The sequence below is a fragment of the Microvirga lenta genome (genome assembly GCF_020532555.1).
Lineage (GTDB): Bacteria > Pseudomonadota > Alphaproteobacteria > Rhizobiales > Beijerinckiaceae > Microvirga > Microvirga lenta.
In genome coordinates, this window is sequence record NZ_JAJBBR010000004.1 from 330640 (window position 1) to 349570 (window position 18931).

The following is an 18931-nucleotide window of genomic DNA, read 5'->3' on the forward strand; positions in this document are numbered from 1 at the left end:
GCCCCTTTCCGCTCAGCAGCTCGTCAGCTTGACGCGCTCGACTTCGAGCCCGAAGAGGGGGCGCACCTTGGTGCCGAGCACGTTTCCGAAGAAGGCGGCCACCAGCCAGACCCAGCCGTGCAGGCTGCCCGAGGCGATGCCCGAGAAATATGCGCCGATGTTGCAGCCATAGGCCAGGCGGGCGCCGTAGCCGAGCAGCAGGCCGCCGACGACGGCCGCTGCGGCCGAGCGCAGCGGAATCCGCCAGACCGGCGAGAAGCGTCCGGCGAGCGCTGCGGCCAGCAGGGCGCCGAGCACGAGGCCGATATCCATCACGGACGTGATGTCGTTGAAGATGCTTCCGGTCAGCTCGGCCTGCCGGGCGGGAGACGACCAATAGGGCCAGCTCGCCGGTTCGAAGCCGATCACGGCAGCGATCTTGGAGCCCCAGAGCGCGAAGGCCGAGGTGATGCCCCAGGGGCGTCCGGCCAGATAGAGGGTCGCGAAGTTCAGGAACGCCAGCGCCACGGCACCGGCGACCAGCGGCCACGGACCGCGCAGGAAGCGGGCAAGGCCCTGACGGGGCGAGGGATTCGCTTCGATCAGGCGGCCGTGGCGGCGCTTTTCCAGCACCACGGTCACGGCGGCGATTGCGGCGAAGACCGCGAGCTGCGCCGCAAGGGCTGTCCACGGACCCCAGGCCTCGACCAGGGAGATCTTGGGCAGGCTCGGCAGCGCCGCCCACCAGTGCAGATGGGCCGCGCCGATGGCCGAACCGGCGATGAACCCGGCAAGCGTGATCAGCATGCGGGTCGAGCCGCCGCCCGCGGTGTAGAGAACGCCGGAGGCGCAGCCGCCGCCCAGCTGCATGCCGATGCCGAAGATGAAGGCGCCGACGACCACCGACAGACCGGCCGGAGAGACGAGGCCCGTCACCGGCTGGCCGAACAGGGAGCCGGAGGCCAGGACCGGGAAGAACAGGGCGGATGCGACGGCCAGCATCACCATCTGAGCCCGCAGGCCTTCGCCGCGGCGATCCGCGATGAAGACCCTCCAGGCGGAGGTGAAGCCGAAAGCCGCGTGATAGAGCACGATACCGAGCACGGCGCCCAGCACGTAGAGGGCGGCCTGCCGGGGATTGACGATCGAGCCGATGAAGGCCGCGCCGCCCAGGATGCCGGCCGCGGCGACAAAGGACGTCGAGACATTGATGCCGAGACCGGTCCGGCTCCCGACGGAGACGGGCGAGGCCAATGCAGAGCTAGACATGGGGGTTTTCCTTACCTGCGGGCCGGGACCTCTGCCGCAGAGCTGAGCGCATCCCGGATCCGTCTTTAGGATGTGCTTTCATATAATATACGTCAAGAATTGCAAATTAAAATAATTCACCTAAATCAAATTGTGATTTATCCTGCTATTGATTGCGCGGGCAGGGCCTTCATCTCCTGCTCTGCGGCGCCAGCCGCCGCGCCACCCACCGCATACGAGACCCCCATGACGATAAAGCCTGACGTCCTCGCCGCGATCGGCGGCACGCCGCTGATCAAGCTCCGCCGCGCCTCGGAGCTGACCGGCTGCACCATTCTCGGCAAGGCCGAGTTCATGAACCCCGGTCAGTCGGTGAAGGACAGGGCAGCCCTCTTCATCGTCCAGGATGCCATCCGGCGCGGAGCCTTGCGTCCCGGCGGAGTCATCGTCGAAGGAACGGCGGGCAATACGGGCATCGGCCTCGCGCTCGTCGGCAACGCGCTCGGGTTCCGCACGATCATCGTCATTCCGGAAACGCAGAGCCAGGAGAAGAAGGACATGCTTCGGCTCGCGGGGGCGGAGCTGATCGAGGTGCCGGCGGTGCCCTATGCCAATCCGAACAATTACGTGAAGGTCTCAGGGCGCCTTGCCGAGCGGCTCGCCGCTACGGAGCCCAACGGAGCGATCTGGGCCAACCAATTCGACAACGTGGCGAACCGGCAGGCCCATATCGAGTCGACCGGGCCTGAGATCTGGGAGCAGACGGACGGCAGGGTCGACGGCTTCGTCTGCGCCGTCGGTACGGGCGGCACGCTGGCCGGCGTCGGCATGGCGCTGAAGGAGCGAAATCCGAAGATCGTCATCGGACTGGCCGATCCCATGGGAGCGGCGCTTCACAGCTACTACACGACCGGTGAACTCAAGGCGACCGGCTCGTCCATCACCGAGGGCATCGGGCAGGGACGGATCACCGCTAACCTACAGGATGCGCCCGTCGACGTGGCGTTCCAGATCCCCGACGAGGAGGCGCTGCCGGTGATCTTCGAGCTGCTGGAGCACGAAGGGCTCTGCCTCGGCGGCTCGTCGGGCATCAACGTGGCCGGGGCGATCCGTCTGGCCCGGCATCTCGGGCCGGGCCATACCGTCGTGACGGTGCTGTGCGACTACGGCACGCGCTATCAGTCGAAGCTCTTCAATCCGGAATTCCTGCGCTCGAAGAACCTGCCGGTGCCCGCATGGCTGGAGCGCAGGAGCGCCATCGATCCGGGGCTGGTCTGACGCCGAGGGGCGCATCGCGCGCCGCGTTTCGTTCCGACGCGGCGCGCGATGCGAACAGGATTACGCTGCCGGCGATTGCTCGGCTTCGGGAGTGGGCGCGGGCCCGCCGTCGGGACGCTGCTGCTGGGCGCGCACGAGGTTCGTCGTGGGGCGTGCCGGTGCAGCCGGCTTCGCGTTCGTCAGGTGAAGGTCCGTCTGGATGCTGTCCAGAAGATCGACGAGCCAGTTGTGCCCGGCCTGCAATCCGTCGCGAAGGGCGGATTTCGCGATGTCGATCTTGGCGGAAATCTCCATGGTGTTACGGGATTGCAGGGACACGAATTCCTGCTCGATCGTTCCCAGCTCCCGCAGGAGTTCTTCGCGCAGGCCACGCTGCTCCTCGACCATGATGAGCGGCGAGGTCAGCATGCCGCGCAGGGCGGCCCAGCGCAGGCCGAGGGCGCTTACCGATTGGGATCCTTCGAGTCCTGCCATATTCTTGGGTTCGGCCACGGCGTTGTCCTTTTCATGAGAGATGAGAATCACACCGTCACAGCTAGAGTCACGGGTGTGGCGTGAATCAGGCAAGCCCCGGAAAAAGCGCCAGCAAAATCGATGGCCAGAGTTAACGAATGAAGAAGTAGAGCGTCAGCACCGCGCCCACCGCGATCACCAGCCAGCGGATCGCCGCCGGAGGCAGGCGACGCCCGAAGACGACGCCGAGATAGCCGCCGATCACCGACGCGCCGCCCACGATGGCGGTCTCGCGCCAGCTCACGAGCCCGGCGACGATGAAGAGCACGACGGCGACCAGCTGAATCACGGTCGAGCACAGATGCTTGGCGGAATTGATCAGGTGAAAGTCGTCGCCTTCGGTGATGGCGAGAGCCGCGAGCATGACGATCCCCATCCCGGCACCGAAAAAGCCGCCATAGATGGCCACGAGGAACTGGAAGGCCAGTCCCGCCGCCCAGGCCTTCGTCGAGGGATGGTGGCCTTCGTGGCGGCCGATGGTGCGCGCGAGCGACACGATGCGCGGACTTGCCGCGAACAGAAGGGTCGCGAACAGGAGAAGCCAGGGCACCAGCTGCCGGAATGCAGCATTGTTCGTCACCGTCAGGATGTAGGCGCCCAGAAGTCCGCCGAACAGGCTGACGATGCCGAGCGCGGCGAATCGCCGGAGATTGGCGACGAGTTCCTTCCGGTAGGCCCAGGCGCTCGCGAAGTTGGCCGGCGTGACCGCCACCGCACTGGTGGCGTTGGCGACGATGGGCGGGAGACCTGCGGCGACGAGCGCGGAAAAGGTGAAGAACGTGCCTCCTCCCGCAATGGCATTCACGAGCCCTGCCGCAAGGCCGGACGCGGCAAGAAGAAGCACGGTGGGAAAATCCATGATGGTCGGTCTGTTCTTGTGGTTGGGACCAGAGGCGAGGCCCCTGCGGGATAGCATGGGGCGGTTCTCGAAGCCCATTAGGCGAATGTCTAGAGATTTCCATGCCGGGGCGGCACCCTTGCCCGCCGGGCGGGATGCTCAATCTAACAGGCCCTCATTCAGGAGAACCCCATGCGAGAGGCAACCAACCGTCGGATCGTCCTGGCGTCGCGTCCGACAGGCGAGCCGACACCCGCCGATTTCAGGCTGGAGAATGCCGCCGTTCCGGAGCCGGGCGACGGCCAGATCCTCCTTCGGACTCTCTGGCTGTCGCTCGATCCGTATATGCGCGGACGCATGAGTGCCGCCAGATCCTACGCCAAACCGGTGGAGGTGGGCGAGGTGATGGTCGGCGGCACGGTAAACGAGGTCGTCGCCTCCCGGCATCCGGGGTTCGCGGAGGGCGACATCGTCCAGTCCTATGCGGGGTGGCAGGATTATGCCCTCTCGGACGGCGCCGGCCTGCGCAAGCTCGATCCGTCGCTGGCGCCGGTCTCGACGGCCCTGGGCGTACTCGGGATGCCGGGACTGACCGCCTATACGGGCCTGATGAATATCGGCCAGCCCAAGCCTGGAGAAACGGTCGCGGTGGCGGCCGCGACCGGACCCGTCGGATCCATGGTCGGACAGATCGCCAAGCTGAAAGGCTGCCGGGCCATCGGCATCGCAGGCGGGCCGGAGAAGTGCCGCTACCTCGTCGAGGAGCTCGGCTTCGATGCGGCCATCGACCACCGCTCTTCCGACATGGCCGCCAGGCTCAAGGAGGCCTGCCCTAACGGAATCGATGTCTATTTCGAGAATGTGGGCGGCGCCGTCTGGGACGCCGTTTTCCCGCTCTTGAACGATTTCGCGCGAATTCCCGTCTGCGGCCTGGTGGCCCACTACAACGACACGGGACTCCCGCAGGGTCCCGACCGCCTGCCCCAGCTCATGAGCGCCGTTCTGGCGCGCCGCCTGACCCTGCGGGGCTTCATCGTGGGCGACTTCGCGTCCCAGGCAGAGGAGTTCTATCGCGAGGTTTCCCCCTGGCTGCGGGAGGGGCGGATCAAGTATCGCGAAGATGTGGTCGAGGGGCTGGAGAATGCGCCTGAAGCTCTGATCGGGTTGCTCAAGGGCAACAACTTCGGAAAACTGCTCGTACGCGTGAAACGCTGATTGCTGTGGATCGCGTGACTCTATTATTGCCTTGGTCCGGCCAAAGGCGGACCTTTAGAGCAATGTCGAACGTGATCCCATTCTCCTCGCGCTCCAGGCAGCAGACGCCGGCGGCGACGCCTGCCGAAGAGGAGAGGGCTGCGCTGGCCGCCGATCTGATCGAGATGATCGACCGGGTCAGGGAGCTGACGGAGCGCGTCGTGGCCCTTCCGGGGCCTGGGCTTCAGGTCGAACAGACCGCTCAGCATCTCCTGGATGCCGCAACGGCGCTGGAATGCGCGACCGAGGCCCTGACCGAAGGCGGGGAATGGGTTCCGTTCTGAACCCCTGCCGCCCCGCCCAGCCTTCACCCGGCGCCCGGCCCGGACCTCACTTCAAGGCCCTCATGCGCGCTTCCGCCTGCCGGATGCCCAGCGCCAGCGCGCGGGCATAGAGTTCCTGCGCCTTGGCGGCATCGCTGCGGATTCCCAGCGCCCCGATGACCGCGAGGACGTGGGGATCGAACGTTTCCGCGAGAAGGTAGACCGCCTGGGCGTTTCCCTCCTCCGCGGACCGTTCGAGCAGGAGCCGGGCGGCGCTGACGTCGCCGCTGCGAAGAAGGGAGTTGGCCCGCTTCAGGAGACGGTCGTCCGCGACAGCCGGCGGCGGAGCCGCTTCGGTCCTGGGCGGCTGGACGGCCGGAGGCGGCGTGAGCATCGCCTGGGTCGTGCCGGTGGCGTCCGAGGCGGCATTCGGTGCCGGTGCGGGAGGAGGCGCTGCAATGGCCGCAGCAACGAAGACCGGCTTGTCGGGAGGCGGAAGAGCCTCCTCGGGCGGCGCTGCCTGAGGGCTCGGAACTCCCGTCGAGGCCAAACGGACCAGCAGCGGAGCCGGCCCGCTGCCATGGGCCTCCTGGAAGGTGCGCAGCTCGTCGATGGCGCTGGCCAGCTCCTGGGTCACGGCATCGCCGCGCTGCCTCTCCCGCGCCAGCGCTTCCGTCAGCTCGGTCAGCCTTGCCGCTTCCGCCGCCGCCTCCTGCTCCCGGAGCGCCCGAAGGTCGTCCGCCGCCTTTCTGGCCGCAGCGAGCTCATGCGCTGCCGCGTCGCTCCGCTCGCCTTCTCGCTTCAGGGCCTCCCGCAGCTCGGCCACCTGGGCGTTCATCGAGGTCGCTTCGGCCTCGCGGTCGTTCTTCAGGCGGCTCAGCTCCTCCTGCATCGCCGCCAGCTCGCGTGCCGTGCTCTCGCTCCGTTCCCGCTCCTGCGCCAGCGCCTCCTTGATCTGCGCGGAAGCGCCGGCCTGGGAAGTCGCGTCCCGTTCGTGGAGAGCCTGAAGGGCGCCATACTCCTCTCGCGCGCTTGCAAGCTCGCGCTCGGCCCTGTCTCCCCGCTCGCGCTCACGCTGCAGGGCCTGCTGCAGCTCGCCCATCTGGGCGTCGCTCGAGGCGGAACCCGTTTCCCCGAGCTTCTGGAGATTGCGGAACTCCTCGGTGAGGGTGGCAAGCTCCCAGGCCATCGCGTCGCCACGGGCCTGCTCACGCTCCAGGGCCTCCTGCAGATCGGCTGCGTTGGGCGCCGACGCCGCGGCCATGGTGCAGACCGCCGGGTTGCCGGCGGCGTCGGTATCGGGCGCCGCGGGCGGGTCGTCCGCTCCCTTGATGCCCAGAGCCTGGAGGGCCGTGAGCAGCCCGGGATCGCGCAGCTTGTCCGCGAGCACGATGGCCAGGGTGCCCGTCTCGATGGCCGCCTTGAGCCGATGTTCGGCGGCCTCCAGATTTCCCAGGCGGATGGACGACTCGAGGTCGGACGCGAAGCGCTTGCGCTCGGGAGAGGTCATGAGCAGCGGCAGGAGAGCCGCCACGTCGTCGGGATTGGCGTCGGCCGCACCGGCAGGAGCCACGGCTTGGCTCGGGGCCGGATCGGGAGCCGTGACGGCCGCGTCCTGGGCTCTCGGCGGAGAACCCGCCGGCAGTCCCATCAGGACGATCAAGGCCGCTGCGGATACGCCGTGAACGAGGCCTGTTCTGCGCCTGCCCGGCGGCTGCATGCGGGATCGTGCGGCGGACGAAAGGGGATGGTCACGTCCAGTCATGTCGGACCTCCTTGTGGTTCTCTCACGGGCTGGCGGCGCCGACCGGGAGCTGCGGTCCTGCCGTGGCTTCAGTTCTGCCGGGCCGCTCCCCGGTTCGTTTTCTGCCGTTCGTTCTGCCAGGTGAGGAACTCGCGGAAGAGAAGCTCCCGCTGTGCAGCCGAGATCGTGTTGCCGGTGCTCTGGATGAAGGCTTCGAAGCTCTTCGACTGTTCCGGGGTGGCCTTGGCTGCGGCTGCGCGGTCGAGCCATTCCTGCGCGGGCTTCATGCGCTCCCATCCGGGAACCTCCGCGGCCAGATTGACCTCCTTCCACTTCGGATGGCGGCCCGGCTGCAGGAACTCGTCGAAGCGGGAGAAGAAGGAATCCACGAACCGTTTCACCCGGTTGTAGCGGTCGGAGTTCTCGGGCCAGTTGAAGACAGCGAGAAGGCTCCCCACCGCCAGGGTGTCGACGGGCGCGTCGGCCACCAGGCGCGGATAGTCGGAGTTCGAGAAGCGCGCCGGGAAATAGGTTTCGGCGATCTCGCCCTCGAACGGGATGGGCAGAAGGTGGAAGCGCCCTTCGCTCTGGAACTCCGCGATGGCGCGCACCGGCCGCCCGGCCACGTAGACGGCCGCCTGGATCTCGCCCGAGCGCAGGCGCTCATAGGACGAGCTCTGGTCGAAGGTCGTCATGTCGGGCTTGATTCCGAGCTTCTCGAAGATGAGGCGGGAGGTCAGGTTGGTGCCGCTGCCCGCCTTGTCGATGTTGACCTTCTTGCCTTCGAGCTGCCGGATGTCGGTGATGTCGCGGCTTGCGATGATATGGACCTCTTCATTGTAGAGGCGCGAGATGTAGCGCAGCCGGCGCACGGCGTCATTGCGCAGGTTCTCGGCCTTGAGCTCCTCTCGGGCGTCCATCTGCACGATGCCGATATCGACGCCGCGCAGGAACATGACGTCGCGCAGGTTCTGGAGGGATCCGCGCCCGATGATGGGCAGGATCCGCAGGTTCTCGCCGTCGAGGACGTTCGCGAGATCGGCGGCGATGCGGATGTAGGTTCCGTCCGCACCGCCCGAAATGATGCCGACCGTTCCCGCATTGACGCGCGCGAAGTTGGATGCCGACCCATTCTGGGCGGAGGCCGGGGCCGCTCCGGAGAGCATGACGGCAGCGGCGGCAAGGGCGCCGAGAAGGCCTCGTCGCAGCGTGCCCGCTCGGGTGCCGTCGCCACGGAAAGCAGTTGCGCAGAAATCGCCGAACCGTCCGGACATCCTGTCCTCCCTGGGCTGTCTTGAGCCTCATGATTACTTTCGTATCTGAACGATCTGCCATGATGTCGTTGTGTAAACATCGCGGAAGTTTGAGATACGGGGAGGGTCATCGTAGGCCGATCATTTTATCGGTCAATAATCGGCAGAATGCAGTGCAGTAATTGAAAAGGGGTAGGCAGTAATCAAGAAGAGCTAGTTTTTAGATTTATATTCCTCCTATAAGGCAAATCACCCACTGAAGCCGGCATGCCTTGGTGGTGCCTCGATTATTACATTTGGTCGCACCTGCTGCCTGGAGGGAGGGAGAAGGGACGCGAAGCGGCGGGCAGCCGGATGCCGGACCCGGAAGGACCACCCGGAGCGAAGAGTTAAAAATCTCGCGCTTCGGCGGCAAAATTAACCGTCCATTAACCATAAAACGACGAAATCACAGAGCAGCAGGAAATTGATCGCCCGTGACTATTGCAGTTCGCACCCGCCCCTCTCTCCGCTTTCGCGGCAAGTCGTTTCTGGCGCTCGTTCTCGCGCCGACGGTGCCGCTCCGCGACTGGCTCGAGGACCTCGACGCCGTTTCCAAGGGCTCGCCGGGATTTTTCACCGACCGCCCCATCATTGCCGATGTCTCCGCCCTCAAGCCCTCGAAGTCGGAGCTGAAATTCTTCCTGGCCGCGCTCAAGATGCGGGACATCCACATCATCGGGCTCGAAGGAGCCGCGGCGGCCGTTCTCGACGTCGACATGCCGCCGCAGATCAACGGCGGACGCCCCGCGGGCGACATCGAGACGCCCGATCTCGACGCCGTGCCGCTGCCTGCGGCCGCTCCGGCGCAATCCGCGCCGACGACGGCCCTCCTCATCGAGGGATCCGTCCGTTCCGGCCAATCCATCATCCATACGGAAGGCGACGTGACCGTTCTCGGCCACGTGGCATCGGGCGCCGAGATCGTGGCAGGCGGCTCGATCCACATCTACGGCGCCCTGCGCGGCCGCGCGATCGCCGGATGCACGGGCCACGCCAATGCCCGCATCTTCTGCAGAAAATTCGAAGCCGAGCTCATCGCCGTCGATGGGCTGTACAAAACGGCCGACGACCTCGGTTCCAAATACCGCGGTCAACCGATCCAGGTGAGCCTGGACGGCGACTCCATCATCCTGAAAACCCTGGATTGAGATAAGAAAGAGAGACGACAATGGCCAAAGTCTTGGTCGTAACATCTGGCAAGGGCGGCGTCGGAAAAACGACATCGACGGCAGCCTTGGGCGGCGCGCTCGCTCAGGGCGGTGAGAAAGTGGTCGTCATCGATTTCGATGTCGGCCTGCGTAACCTGGACCTCGTGATGGGAGCCGAGCGCCGGGTCGTCTTCGATCTCATCAACGTGGTGCAAGGGGATGCCAAGCTCAGCCAGGCCCTGATCCGCGACAAGCGCCTCGAGAACCTCTCGCTGCTTCCCGCCTCCCAGACCCGGGACAAGGATGCGCTGACGGAGGAGGGCGTGGCCCGCGTGCTCGCGGAGCTTCGCGAGAAGTTCGACTGGATCGTCTGCGACAGCCCGGCCGGCATCGAGCGCGGCGCGACCCTGGCCATGCGCCACGCGGATGTCGCGGTCGTCGTCACCAACCCCGAGGTCTCCTCGGTGCGTGACTCGGACCGCATCATCGGCCTGCTCGACTCCAAGACCGAGAAGGCCGAGAAGGGCGAGCGGGTGGAAAAGCACCTGCTACTCACCCGCTACGACCAGGGTCGGGCCGAGCGCGGCGAGATGCTGAAGAAGGAGGACGTGCTGGAGATCCTTTCGATCCCGCTCCTCGGCATCATTCCCGAGAGCGAGGAGGTGTTGCGCGCCTCCAACGTCGGCACGCCGGTCACTCTCAACAATCCGAACAGCGCACCGGGACGCGCATACTTCGACGCGGCGCGCCGACTCAAGGGCGAGACGGTCGAGATGATGATCCCCTCCGACAGGAAGGGCTTGCTCGGAAAGCTGTTCGGCCGGAGGGCAGCATGAGCTTGATGAGCTTCTTCAACCGGCGCACCTCTGCGCCGGTGGCACGCGAGCGGCTCCAGATCCTCCTGGCCCACGAGCGCGGCATCGTCGGCGGCAAGACCGACCTCGTCGCGCTCCTGCGGGAAGAGATCCTCGCCGTCGTCGGCCGGCACGTGACGATCGAGCGCGACAGGGTTCAGGTGAAGATGAATCGCGGTGCCGATCTCTCGACGCTTGAGATCGAGGTCGAGCTTCCGGGCCCCGACCTCGCCCGAGCCTGAGATGGACGACAAGGTCCGAGTCGGCGCCCCGCTTCCGGTACGCCGACTCGGACGCAACCCCTAGCCGGCCGTCAGTTGCGCCAGACGCCGATCTGGGACGTGCGCGCCTTCTCCTCGGCCGCCTTCAGCTCGGGCGTCGCATCGGCCGTCGCCTTCCCGCCGCCGTTGAACAGCACCACCTTCGACAGATCCTGATTGCCGACTTGGCAGCGGTAGGTGTCGTTCGCGCCCGCGGGCTCACAGACGATTTCCCGCCCCCGCAGATAGCGGGTGAGATCTTCCGGCTTTCCGGCGCCGGGCGCCCATTCCACCCCGAACAGACGCACGACCTCGCCCTGTAGCGAGAGCGTCGCCGTGTCCAGCACATCCGGCACCCCGCGCAGGGAGCGCCCGCTCGTCCTGGGCGCCGAGGCCGTATCCGTGCCTTCGTTCGACACCGAGCCGGTGGTGTCCGGTTCTTCGAAGGCACCCTGGGTGCCGGCGGTCTCGGTGGCAGGGTCGGCCTCGTCCGCAACAGGAACCACCGCCTTTGGGGCTTCCGCAACCGGTCGGACACTCTCGGCGGCAGGCCGGTTCCAGTCGGAGAGGAGATAGCTCCCTGCGCCCAGAAGAGCCAGGAGCGCGACCGCTCCGGCCGCAAGGCCGCGACCGCCTGCGGGCGTGCGGATCCCGTCCCATGCGCTTCGGGCCCGGTCCAGGGTCTGGGGCATGTCGCTGCGGGCGGCATGGAGGCGCGATGCGCCTGCCGCCAGCATCGGCGCGACCCACCTCCTGTGTGCCGTCCGCGTCCACAGGTGAAGGCGAGCCCCGCCGCCCTTGAGGTGAACGAGCCCGCTCTCGCGGGCGGGTTCCGCCGGATCGCTCTCGGAGGCGCCTTCCCCGGCACCGAGATCGAGCCAGTCGCGCTCGCGGATCGGGGCAGGCTGCGGCTGCTCGTCCGCCGGGGCGGCGGTGGATTGCGCCGGCTTGAAGAGCATCGGGCGCGTGGCACGCAGTTCTTCGAGAAGATCGCGGATCGTGAAGGCGGCGGTCTGTCCGTCATGGGTGACGGTCCGCGGCTGTCCGGCATCGTCCACGACCGTGATGGCGGGTTCGCCATCGGCATCGCCGTAGCGGATGGAGGATTCGACGATCAGTTCCAGCGGACGGCGGGCATCCTCCGTCGGATTGAACCGGTCGACCTCGGCGCGAATGGCCTCGCGAACCCGCTCCCGCGTGCTCCGCCACCGCGATTCGGGCGCCGCATCGTGAACCTGGACGGTTTTTCCTGACCGCGCGGAGCGTTCGACATCAATCATCGGACCGTTTCTCCAGAGCAAGATTTCGGCGAGCGGCGTTTCGGCCCATGACAAGGCTGTTCTCGGCGGTGATCACGGGCCGCTCGCCCACGAAGCTGACGACGAGCTGAAGCGCGCCGACTCCCTCGGCCTTTCTGCCGCGCCTCGGATTGGCCGCCTTGAAATCGAACATCGCATGAACCGTGCAGAGCATGCCCGCCGGTTCGCAGGAGACCTTTACCGTATCGGGTTGGGGACGATAGTCGCGTTCCGGCCAGCGTCGAACGAAGCGACGCTTCTCCCGGACGAGGTTCTTCACGCTCATCGCACGTCCATGGAACACGACGCGATCCCCGTAGAAATCGCCCGTCATCTCCAGTGTTTCATCATTCGGCGCGGACCAGGATCTCAGGTACTCGACCGCAAGGTCCCGTGCGGCTTCGCTGCGAATCGCGATCCGGTCCTGGGGCTCGTCCCGGCGTGGGCTCTCGGCCACGGCCGGTGCAGGAGGCGCTGCGGCGGGAGGTGCGGGGGGCGTTTCTGCGGATTGGCTCGGAGGCGCGACCGGAGCCGGGCTGGGCCTTTCCGGCTGGGCCGACTGCACGGGCGGCGCGGGTTGAGGGGAGGGCGCGGCCTGCGGCGGCGGATTCGGCTGGACCGGAAGTGGAGGCGGCGCAGCCGGGGCCTGGGGCTCGACCGGCTGGGGAACGTTGAGATCGGCCGGAGGATCGGTCCAGGGCCTGTTCGTCTGGGCGAGGGTTCCTCCCCCGCCGAACAACAGCGTCACAAGCAGAATGCTGCTTCGTCCCAAGGCTTCATCGAACCGCATCTCACCCTCCCGAACTCCTCCCCTGATGGAGGGGAGGAGACGAGAGAAACGCGGCTGGGCGCGCTCCGGGTTCCAAGCTGAGGCTTAAAGCTGCACCACCTCGACCGAACCGACGCCGGAGATTCCGATGGCCTGTGCAGAGGCGCGGGACAGGTCGATCACGCGGCCATGGGCATAAGGACCGCGATCGTTGATGCGGACCACGACCGACTTGCCGGTCTTCTTGTTCACGACGCGGACCTTGGTGCCGAAGGGCAGGGTGCGGTGCGCCGCCGTCATGGCGTGCGTGTTGAAGGTCTCGCCGCTCGCCGTACGCTTTCCGTGGAAGCCCGGGCCATACCAGGAGGCCTTGCCGCTCTGGACGTGCCGCGTGGAAGCCTTCTTCGGCTCTGCGCTGACAGTGGCCGGAGACAGAACTGCGGCGGCCGATACGATGAGGCTCGCAAGCGCAAGCGTTGCCTTACGTTGAATCACGTTGCATTCCCTTGTTCTTGTGCGGAGGCGGATTAATCGTAGGCTAATGGGGCGAGAATAAGTCCTTCGAGAAAGTTCCATATATTCGCAAAAATTATGGAAGGACCGAAGCAGCTCGAAAAATAGATTATGGAACCGTCTTGTACGGCTTCGTTTTAGCCTCGGCTCCGAGACTTTACTATGCTTCAGCTTGCCGAGGGTATCGTCTTCTGGTGGAAGGTCCGGCTCCCGTATGCGGGGATCAGGTTCCAGCGCCGTCCTCCGCCTCGACGGGCGGAAGTCTCATGAGCCGGAAGGCCAGGGCCAAGCCCAGCGACAGCAGCACGGCCACCAGTCCGACCACGCCCCACCAGCCGGTCCGCGCCCAGAAGACGCCGCCCAGGGTGCCGACGGCGCTCGAGCCGAAGTAATAGCAGAAGAGATAAAGTGCCGAGGCCTGAGCCTTGGAGTGGGCGGCGCGGCGCCCGACCCAGCTGCTGGCAATGGAATGGGCGCCGAAGAAGCCGAAGGTCACCGTCACCATCCCGGCGAGGATCATGAGGAGCGGGTCGAAGAGAGTGAGCAGCGCCCCGCCGAGGGTGACGGCAATCATCACCCAGAAGACCCGTTCCCGCCCGAGGCGGCCTGCGAGGTCTCCGACCCAGGTCGAGCTCGCCGTTCCGATGAGATAGATGACGAAGATGGCGCCGATGGCGGTCTGGCTCAGGCCGTAGGGCGCGGCCATCAGCCGGTAGCCGAGATAGTTGTAGAGCGTCACGAAGGCGCCCATGAGAAGGAATGCCTCGGCATAGAGATAGCGCAGGCCCGAATCCCGAAGATGATCCGCGAACGAGCGCAGCAGCTCCACGGGCCGCGCCCGGCGCGGGAGGAAATGGACGGAGTTCGGCAGGCTGCGCCACGCCAGAATGGCGGCGATCAGCCCGAGCCCGCCGATGGTGCCGATGGCGAGGCGCCAGGATCCCAGATCGGTCAGGGCGCCGCTGACCAGCCGGCCGGCCATGCCGCCGATCGCGTTTCCGCCGATGAACAGGCCCATGGCGAGGCCGATGGATTTCGGATGCACCTCCTCGCTGACATACGCCATGGCGACGGCAGGAAGCCCGCTGAGCGTGATGCCCATGAGCACCCGTGCGAGGAGCAGGATCTGCCAGTTGGGCGCCGCCGCCGAAAGGATCGTCAGCGCCGCCGAGGAAAGAAGCGAGGCGACCATGACCGGCTTGCGCCCCCACACCTCCGACAGGGTGCCCGTGACCAGCATGGCGACCGCGAGCAGGCCCGTCGTGAGGGACAGGGACAGACTGCTGACCGCCGGACTGACGTGGAACTCCTCCGAAAAGACCGGGAGAAGCGGCTGCACGCAGTAGAGAATGGCGAAGGTCGCGAAGCCGGCGGCGAACAGGGCGAGATTCAGGCGGCGAAAGGCAGGGGTTCCGCTCTCAAGGCGCTTGGGGGCTTCCTGCATGGAATCGGATCGTCCTCTGATGATCTTCGCCGCAACCGTGCCGTTAGGGCAGGCTCTCCCGCCTGCAACGCAGATCTAGCACAGGCGGCCAACTGATCCATTCGCTGAGAACATGGAGCAGGTGCCGCCTTTGCGCTTCTCCTCAGGGGCGAAGATCTGCTTACTGCAAGTTGAGAATTGCGTGCCGTCGCGCTGTCGGGCTCCGAAGGCCCCTTCCTTTTTCGAAACATCCCTCAATGACCAGCTCCATTGCATCGAAGCTTGCCGCGCCTGCCCCGTCAGCAGGGGCGCAGCCTCACCACAGGCCCGTGGAGTCGCAGCTTCGCGGAACGCTGCTGATGGTGGGCTCCACCGTGTTCTTTTCGGTGTCCGACGTGATCACCAAGGAGCTGGCATCCTCGCTTCCGCCCGTCGAGATCGCATGGCTGCGCTATGCCACCTTTGCGCTCCTGGTCATCCCGGCTCTTCTGATGAACGGCGGCGGTACGATTCTGCGCTCGCAGCGTCCTGGCCTCCAGGTGCTTCGCGGCCTCGGCATGGTGGGGTCCTCCCTCCTGTTCACCGCAGGGCTGCCGTTCCTGCCGGTTGCCGATGCAACGGCGATCTATTTCATCTCGCCGATCCTGATCATGGCCCTCTCCGTCCTGTTCCTCGGGGAGGACGTCGGATGGCGGCGGTGGAGTGCGGCCGCGGTCGGCCTCCTGGGCGTGGTCATCGTCATCCGCCCCGGAACGAGCGCCTTCGAGGCGGCCGCGTTCCTGCCGCTCCTCGGCGCCACGAGCTGGGCCGCGTCCGCGGTCGTGACGCGCAAGATGAGCGGCCGCGACCATCCGCTGACGACGCTGGCCTATTCCGCCTTCGTCGGCCTCGTCGTGCTGAGCATCGCCCTGCCGTTCACCTGGGTTGCTCCGAGCTGGGAGCAGGTCGCCTTCGGTCTGTGCATCGGCATCCTGTCCACCGCCGGGCACTGGCTGGTCATCCTTGCCTACCGGCACGCCAACGCGTCCGTCATCGCGCCGTTCTCCTATGTCCAGCTCCTTTGGGCCAGCGCCCTCGGCTACCTCGTCTTCAGCACCCTGCCGGACATGTGGACCGCGCTCGGCGCCAGCATCATCGCGGCGAGCGGTCTCTACACCGCCTACCGCGAGCGCGTCAGGGCCCTCGAGCGCAAGCGCGCGGAGCAGGGCCATGGCGCAGCCTCGTAGGAATATGATGCCGGGCCTCGGCCGAGTGTCGTCCGGATAAGCGGGACTGCGATCGCAGATTGCGCCGGAAGGGCGAACGGGTGTACCTTATCAAGCCTTCACTGTGCTGTCGGGAGCTGTCATGCCCGGGGAGAGCACATCGCATGTGGTCGGCAGCCCACGTCGATTGGCGGCGATCCTCGCCGCCGACATCGCAGGCTACAGCCGGCTCATGGGCTTCGACGAGGAGGGTACCCTCGCCCGCCTCAAGCGGCATCGCCGCGAGCTGATCGAGCCCACGATCCACGAGCATTTCGGCCGCGTGATCAAGACCACCGGGGATGGCTTTCTGGCCATGTTCGACAGTCCGCTCGAGGCGGTCCGCTGCGCCATCGTGATCCAGCAATCCATGGCGGCGCGCAACATGTCGCTTCCGCCGGAGCAGTGGATCCGCTACCGCATCGGGGTGAATCTCGGCGACGTCATCGTCGATCCGGACGATATCTACGGCGACGGCGTCAACATCGCAGCCCGCCTGGAGAACCTGGCGGATCCCGGCGGTGTCTACATCTCGGGCGGCGTCTACGAGCAGATCAAGAACAAGCTCGTCTGCGGCTACCAGTCCCTCGGCGACGAGAAGCTCAAGAACATCACCGACCCGGTGCGGATCTATCGGGTGCTGCCGGATCCGGCAGCCGTGTCCCGCGCCACCCGAAGCCGGTGGAAATGGACTGCCGCGGGCGCCATGGCTCTGCTGGGAGCCGTCGGCGCGGGTTGGTCCGTGCTGGTCCTGCGGGAAGCCGAGGGTGCGAGGCCCGCTCCGGTGGGGCCCCCCGTGGCCGCCGCGGCGCAGACGGATCTCGCCGCCGCTTCGTCCGGTCCGCCGCAGGCCGCAGGATCGCTGCCGGGCCTGCCGGCTCCGCCTGCCGCCTTGAGTGGAACGCTTCCGATCCCCATTCCTCCGACGCCCCCCGAGGCGGCTCCGGCCGAGGGCACGCAGACCGCCGCCATCGTCCCGCCGCAGCCTCTGAACCCGCCTGCTGACAGTGGGCCGGTCTTCCGGGACTGTCAGGGCTGTCCCGAAATGGTCCGCCTGCCCGGCGGAAGCTTCCGTATGGGGAGTGACGAGGATCCGTCGGAGAAGCCGGTTCACCCGGTTCGGATCGAGCCTTTCGCCCTAGGCCGCTATCCGGTCACGGTAGGCGAGTGGAATCATTGCGCAGCCGCCAAGGCCTGCTCGCGCAGCCTGGACGGCGAGAGCAGGGCTCCCGCCCGCAATCTGAGCTGGAACGATGCGCAGCAATACGTGGCATGGCTCTCCAAGAGCACGGGCCAGGACTATCGGTTGCCGAGCGAGGCGGAATGGGAATATGCGGCCCGCGCGGGAACGACCAGCCGCTACTGGTGGGGTGAGAAGCTCGCGCCCAAAATGGCGAACTGCAAGGGCTGCGGCGAGCCCCACGACACCCGGCAGCCGGTCAACGTGGGCAGTTTCCCGGCAAACGAATTCGGACTTCACGACCTGGTCGGGAGCGTGGCCCAGTGGGTCGCCGATTGCTGGCACCCGAACTATCAGGGCGCTCCCACGGACGGTTCGGCGTGGAGCGAGCCTCACTGCCGTGAGCATGTCCTGCGCGGCGGCTCGTGGCGCAACGATGCCAGCTATGTCCGGTCGGCGAGCCGGGCCTATTACGACAGCGGCGTGCGATATCCCACCCACGGCTTCCGGGTCGCGCGCTCCCTATGAGAGGAGAGGACCATGGGCATCACCCTCCGGCTTTGCACAGCCGTCGCCGTCCTGACGGGGGTCTGCTGGATTCCGCAGCCCGCGTCGGCACAGACGCCGGCTCCGCCCGATGCCCACCTCTACATCATCTATCCCGCCGACGGGCAGCGTATCCGGGGCGCCTTTCCGGTCAGGTTCGGGCTGCGCAACATGGGGGTGACCCGCGCCGGTGACACGACACCCAACATGGGACACCACCATCTCCTCGTGGACGTGACCGACGAGATCGATCCGACGGAGCCGCTTCCGACCGACAAGCAGCATCTCCATTTCGGCTCCGGGCAGACGGAGACCCGTCTCGAGCTTCCTCCGGGCAAGCACACGCTGCAACTCGTCCTGGGCGATGCGGAGCACAGGCCCTTCAAGCCGCTGCTGCGCTCCAAGAAGATCACGGTCACGGTCCTTCCGCCGCGGACGCGGAAGCCCGCGCGCACGAGCCGCCGCTGACCCGGCCGAGGGTGCGCGGCCCAGCAAAAAGCCGCCCGGCGGGGCGGCTCTCACGATCGGCGCAAGGCATGCCTTGCACCGGTTCTGTTCTCGGGATCAGTCGGCCTTCAGGTTGACGGCGGATTCCCTGCCGGTGCGCTGGTCTGCCTGAAGCTCGTAGGAGAGCTTCTGACCCTCGCGCAGGCCACGCATGCCAGCCCGCTCGAGAGCGGTCGCATGGACGAACACGTCCTTGCCGCCGTTGTCCGGCTGGATGAAGCCGTAGCCCTTGGTTTCATTGTACCACTTCACGGTTCCGGTAGCCATGGGCGTCCCTTTCACTGTCGTTTGCACGTGGGCGGCGTCCGCCCGTTAGTCGATATTGGTAGAGAGAAGCAACGTGCGCCCGGCAGTGCCAAAGCGAGTAGCCCAGTCGTCCCGCCAAATGTCGATGGGGAAATCCTATATTCACCCCAAAAGCTTTACAAGATACGGATATTTACGAACGTATAAGTCAGTATTCCTATCCATGGGTGGCTGGAATACGTAAATTTCTTTCATGAGACACGTGCATATGTACGGCGATTGACGAAGGTCGGCGCGCTGCCGGCGAACGGACAGGCTCCGGCACGGCTGCCGTTCCGCCATTCCTCATTTCATGCCGCCGTCAGAGGTTGCTCTCGGGACGCTAATCGGGTAGTGGAGTCGTCAGGTTATTGCCTCAAGCACCCGTAGCTCAGCTGGATAGAGCGTTGCCCTCCGAAGGCAAAGGTCACACGTTCGAATCGTGTCGGGTGCGCCATCCCTCCATGAAAATCGTCGATCTCGTTTGCTGCT

At 66.2% G+C, this 18931-nt stretch carries 19 protein-coding genes and 1 tRNA gene; 10 read left to right on the top strand and 10 right to left on the bottom strand.

The annotated features are described in order from the left end of the window. Positions 1–12 precede the first annotated feature (12 nt). A complete protein-coding gene (locus LGR44_RS07320; RefSeq protein WP_226738864.1) occupies positions 13–1248 on the bottom strand; it encodes a YeeE/YedE family protein in 1236 nt (411 codons plus the stop codon). 225 nt (positions 1249–1473) lie between these two features. On the opposite strand from LGR44_RS07320, the gene LGR44_RS07325 reads away from it, so the two are divergent. Then, a complete protein-coding gene (locus LGR44_RS07325; RefSeq protein ID WP_226738866.1) occupies positions 1474–2505 on the top strand; it encodes a cysteine synthase A in 1032 nt (343 codons plus the stop codon). A 60-nt stretch (positions 2506–2565) separates the two neighbouring features. On the opposite strand, the gene LGR44_RS07330 is transcribed toward LGR44_RS07325, so the two are convergent. Together LGR44_RS07330 and LGR44_RS07335 are read right to left on the bottom strand one after the other, a co-directional pair. Beyond that, on the bottom strand, positions 2566–2997 hold the full coding sequence (locus LGR44_RS07330) for a hypothetical protein (RefSeq protein WP_226738868.1): 432 nt from the start codon (positions 2995–2997) through the stop codon (positions 2566–2568). 112 nt (positions 2998–3109) lie between these two features. After that, on the bottom strand, positions 3110–3877 hold the full coding sequence (locus tag LGR44_RS07335; protein ID WP_226738870.1) for a sulfite exporter TauE/SafE family protein: 768 nt from the start codon (positions 3875–3877) through the stop codon (positions 3110–3112). A gap of 171 nt (positions 3878–4048) precedes the next feature. On the opposite strand from LGR44_RS07335, the gene LGR44_RS07340 reads away from it, so the two are divergent. Next, positions 4049–5071: an NADP-dependent oxidoreductase gene (locus tag LGR44_RS07340; RefSeq protein WP_226738873.1), complete on the top strand. Its 1023-nt coding sequence runs from the start codon at positions 4049–4051 to the stop codon at positions 5069–5071. Between the two features lie 62 nt (positions 5072–5133). Beyond that, positions 5134–5394 (top strand): hypothetical protein, encoded by a 261-nt coding sequence (locus LGR44_RS07345; protein WP_226738875.1) that lies wholly within the window; start codon positions 5134–5136, stop codon positions 5392–5394. A 46-nt stretch (positions 5395–5440) separates the two neighbouring features. Here LGR44_RS07345 and LGR44_RS07350 read toward each other — a convergent pair whose 3' ends face one another. Both LGR44_RS07350 and LGR44_RS07355 read right to left on the bottom strand, forming a co-directional pair. After that, positions 5441–7138, bottom strand: a complete 1698-nt coding sequence (locus tag LGR44_RS07350) for a coiled-coil domain-containing protein (protein WP_226738876.1) — start codon at positions 7136–7138, stop codon at positions 5441–5443. A gap of 68 nt (positions 7139–7206) precedes the next feature. Then, on the bottom strand, positions 7207–8391 hold the full coding sequence (locus tag LGR44_RS07355) for a TAXI family TRAP transporter solute-binding subunit (protein ID WP_226738878.1): 1185 nt from the start codon (positions 8389–8391) through the stop codon (positions 7207–7209). 455 nt (positions 8392–8846) lie between these two features. Between LGR44_RS07355 and minC the strand changes: the two genes are divergently transcribed. The 3 genes from minC to minE are packed head-to-tail and all read left to right on the top strand — an operon-like array spanning position 8847 to position 10656. Then, complete coding sequence (gene minC, locus LGR44_RS07360; RefSeq protein ID WP_226738880.1) at positions 8847–9560, top strand: septum site-determining protein MinC; 714 nt, start codon at positions 8847–8849, stop codon at positions 9558–9560. Between the two features lie 20 nt (positions 9561–9580). Next, on the top strand, positions 9581–10396 hold the full coding sequence (gene minD, locus LGR44_RS07365; protein WP_226738882.1) for a septum site-determining protein MinD: 816 nt from the start codon (positions 9581–9583) through the stop codon (positions 10394–10396). Continuing rightward, on the top strand, positions 10393–10656 hold the full coding sequence (gene minE / locus LGR44_RS07370) for a cell division topological specificity factor MinE (RefSeq protein WP_226738884.1): 264 nt from the start codon (positions 10393–10395) through the stop codon (positions 10654–10656). The genes minD and minE overlap by 4 nt, the downstream gene beginning before the upstream one ends. A gap of 71 nt (positions 10657–10727) precedes the next feature. Here minE and LGR44_RS07375 read toward each other — a convergent pair whose 3' ends face one another. The 4 genes from LGR44_RS07375 to LGR44_RS07390 form a co-directional block, all read right to left on the bottom strand. Beyond that, a complete protein-coding gene (locus LGR44_RS07375) occupies positions 10728–11954 on the bottom strand; it encodes a thermonuclease family protein (RefSeq protein ID WP_226738887.1) in 1227 nt (408 codons plus the stop codon). Continuing rightward, positions 11947–12762 (bottom strand): hypothetical protein, encoded by an 816-nt coding sequence (locus LGR44_RS07380; RefSeq protein WP_226738889.1) that lies wholly within the window; start codon positions 12760–12762, stop codon positions 11947–11949. Before LGR44_RS07380 ends, LGR44_RS07375 begins: the two co-directional genes overlap by 8 nt. Positions 12763–12846: 84 nt before the next feature. Continuing rightward, positions 12847–13176, bottom strand: a complete 330-nt coding sequence (locus LGR44_RS07385; protein ID WP_226739249.1) for a septal ring lytic transglycosylase RlpA family protein — start codon at positions 13174–13176, stop codon at positions 12847–12849. 301 nt (positions 13177–13477) lie between these two features. Then, positions 13478–14698: an MFS transporter gene (locus LGR44_RS07390; protein ID WP_226738891.1), complete on the bottom strand. Its 1221-nt coding sequence runs from the start codon at positions 14696–14698 to the stop codon at positions 13478–13480. Between the two features lie 236 nt (positions 14699–14934). On the opposite strand from LGR44_RS07390, the gene LGR44_RS07395 reads away from it, so the two are divergent. From LGR44_RS07395 to LGR44_RS07405, 3 genes are all read left to right on the top strand, one after another. Beyond that, on the top strand, positions 14935–15903 hold the full coding sequence (locus LGR44_RS07395) for a DMT family transporter (RefSeq protein WP_226738893.1): 969 nt from the start codon (positions 14935–14937) through the stop codon (positions 15901–15903). Between the two features lie 121 nt (positions 15904–16024). Continuing rightward, the gene (locus tag LGR44_RS07400) at positions 16025–17629 is read left to right on the top strand and encodes an SUMF1/EgtB/PvdO family nonheme iron enzyme (protein ID WP_226738895.1); all 1605 of its coding nucleotides are present in this window, start codon (positions 16025–16027) and stop codon (positions 17627–17629) included. 12 nt (positions 17630–17641) lie between these two features. Continuing rightward, complete coding sequence (locus LGR44_RS07405; RefSeq protein ID WP_226738898.1) at positions 17642–18115, top strand: DUF4399 domain-containing protein; 474 nt, start codon at positions 17642–17644, stop codon at positions 18113–18115. 96 nt (positions 18116–18211) lie between these two features. On the opposite strand, the gene LGR44_RS07410 is transcribed toward LGR44_RS07405, so the two are convergent. Beyond that, positions 18212–18421, bottom strand: a complete 210-nt coding sequence (locus LGR44_RS07410) for a cold-shock protein (RefSeq protein ID WP_226738899.1) — start codon at positions 18419–18421, stop codon at positions 18212–18214. 398 nt (positions 18422–18819) lie between these two features. Here LGR44_RS07410 and LGR44_RS07415 point away from each other — a divergent pair. Continuing rightward, a tRNA-Arg gene (locus LGR44_RS07415) sits at positions 18820–18896 on the top strand. Positions 18897–18931 lie beyond the last annotated feature (35 nt).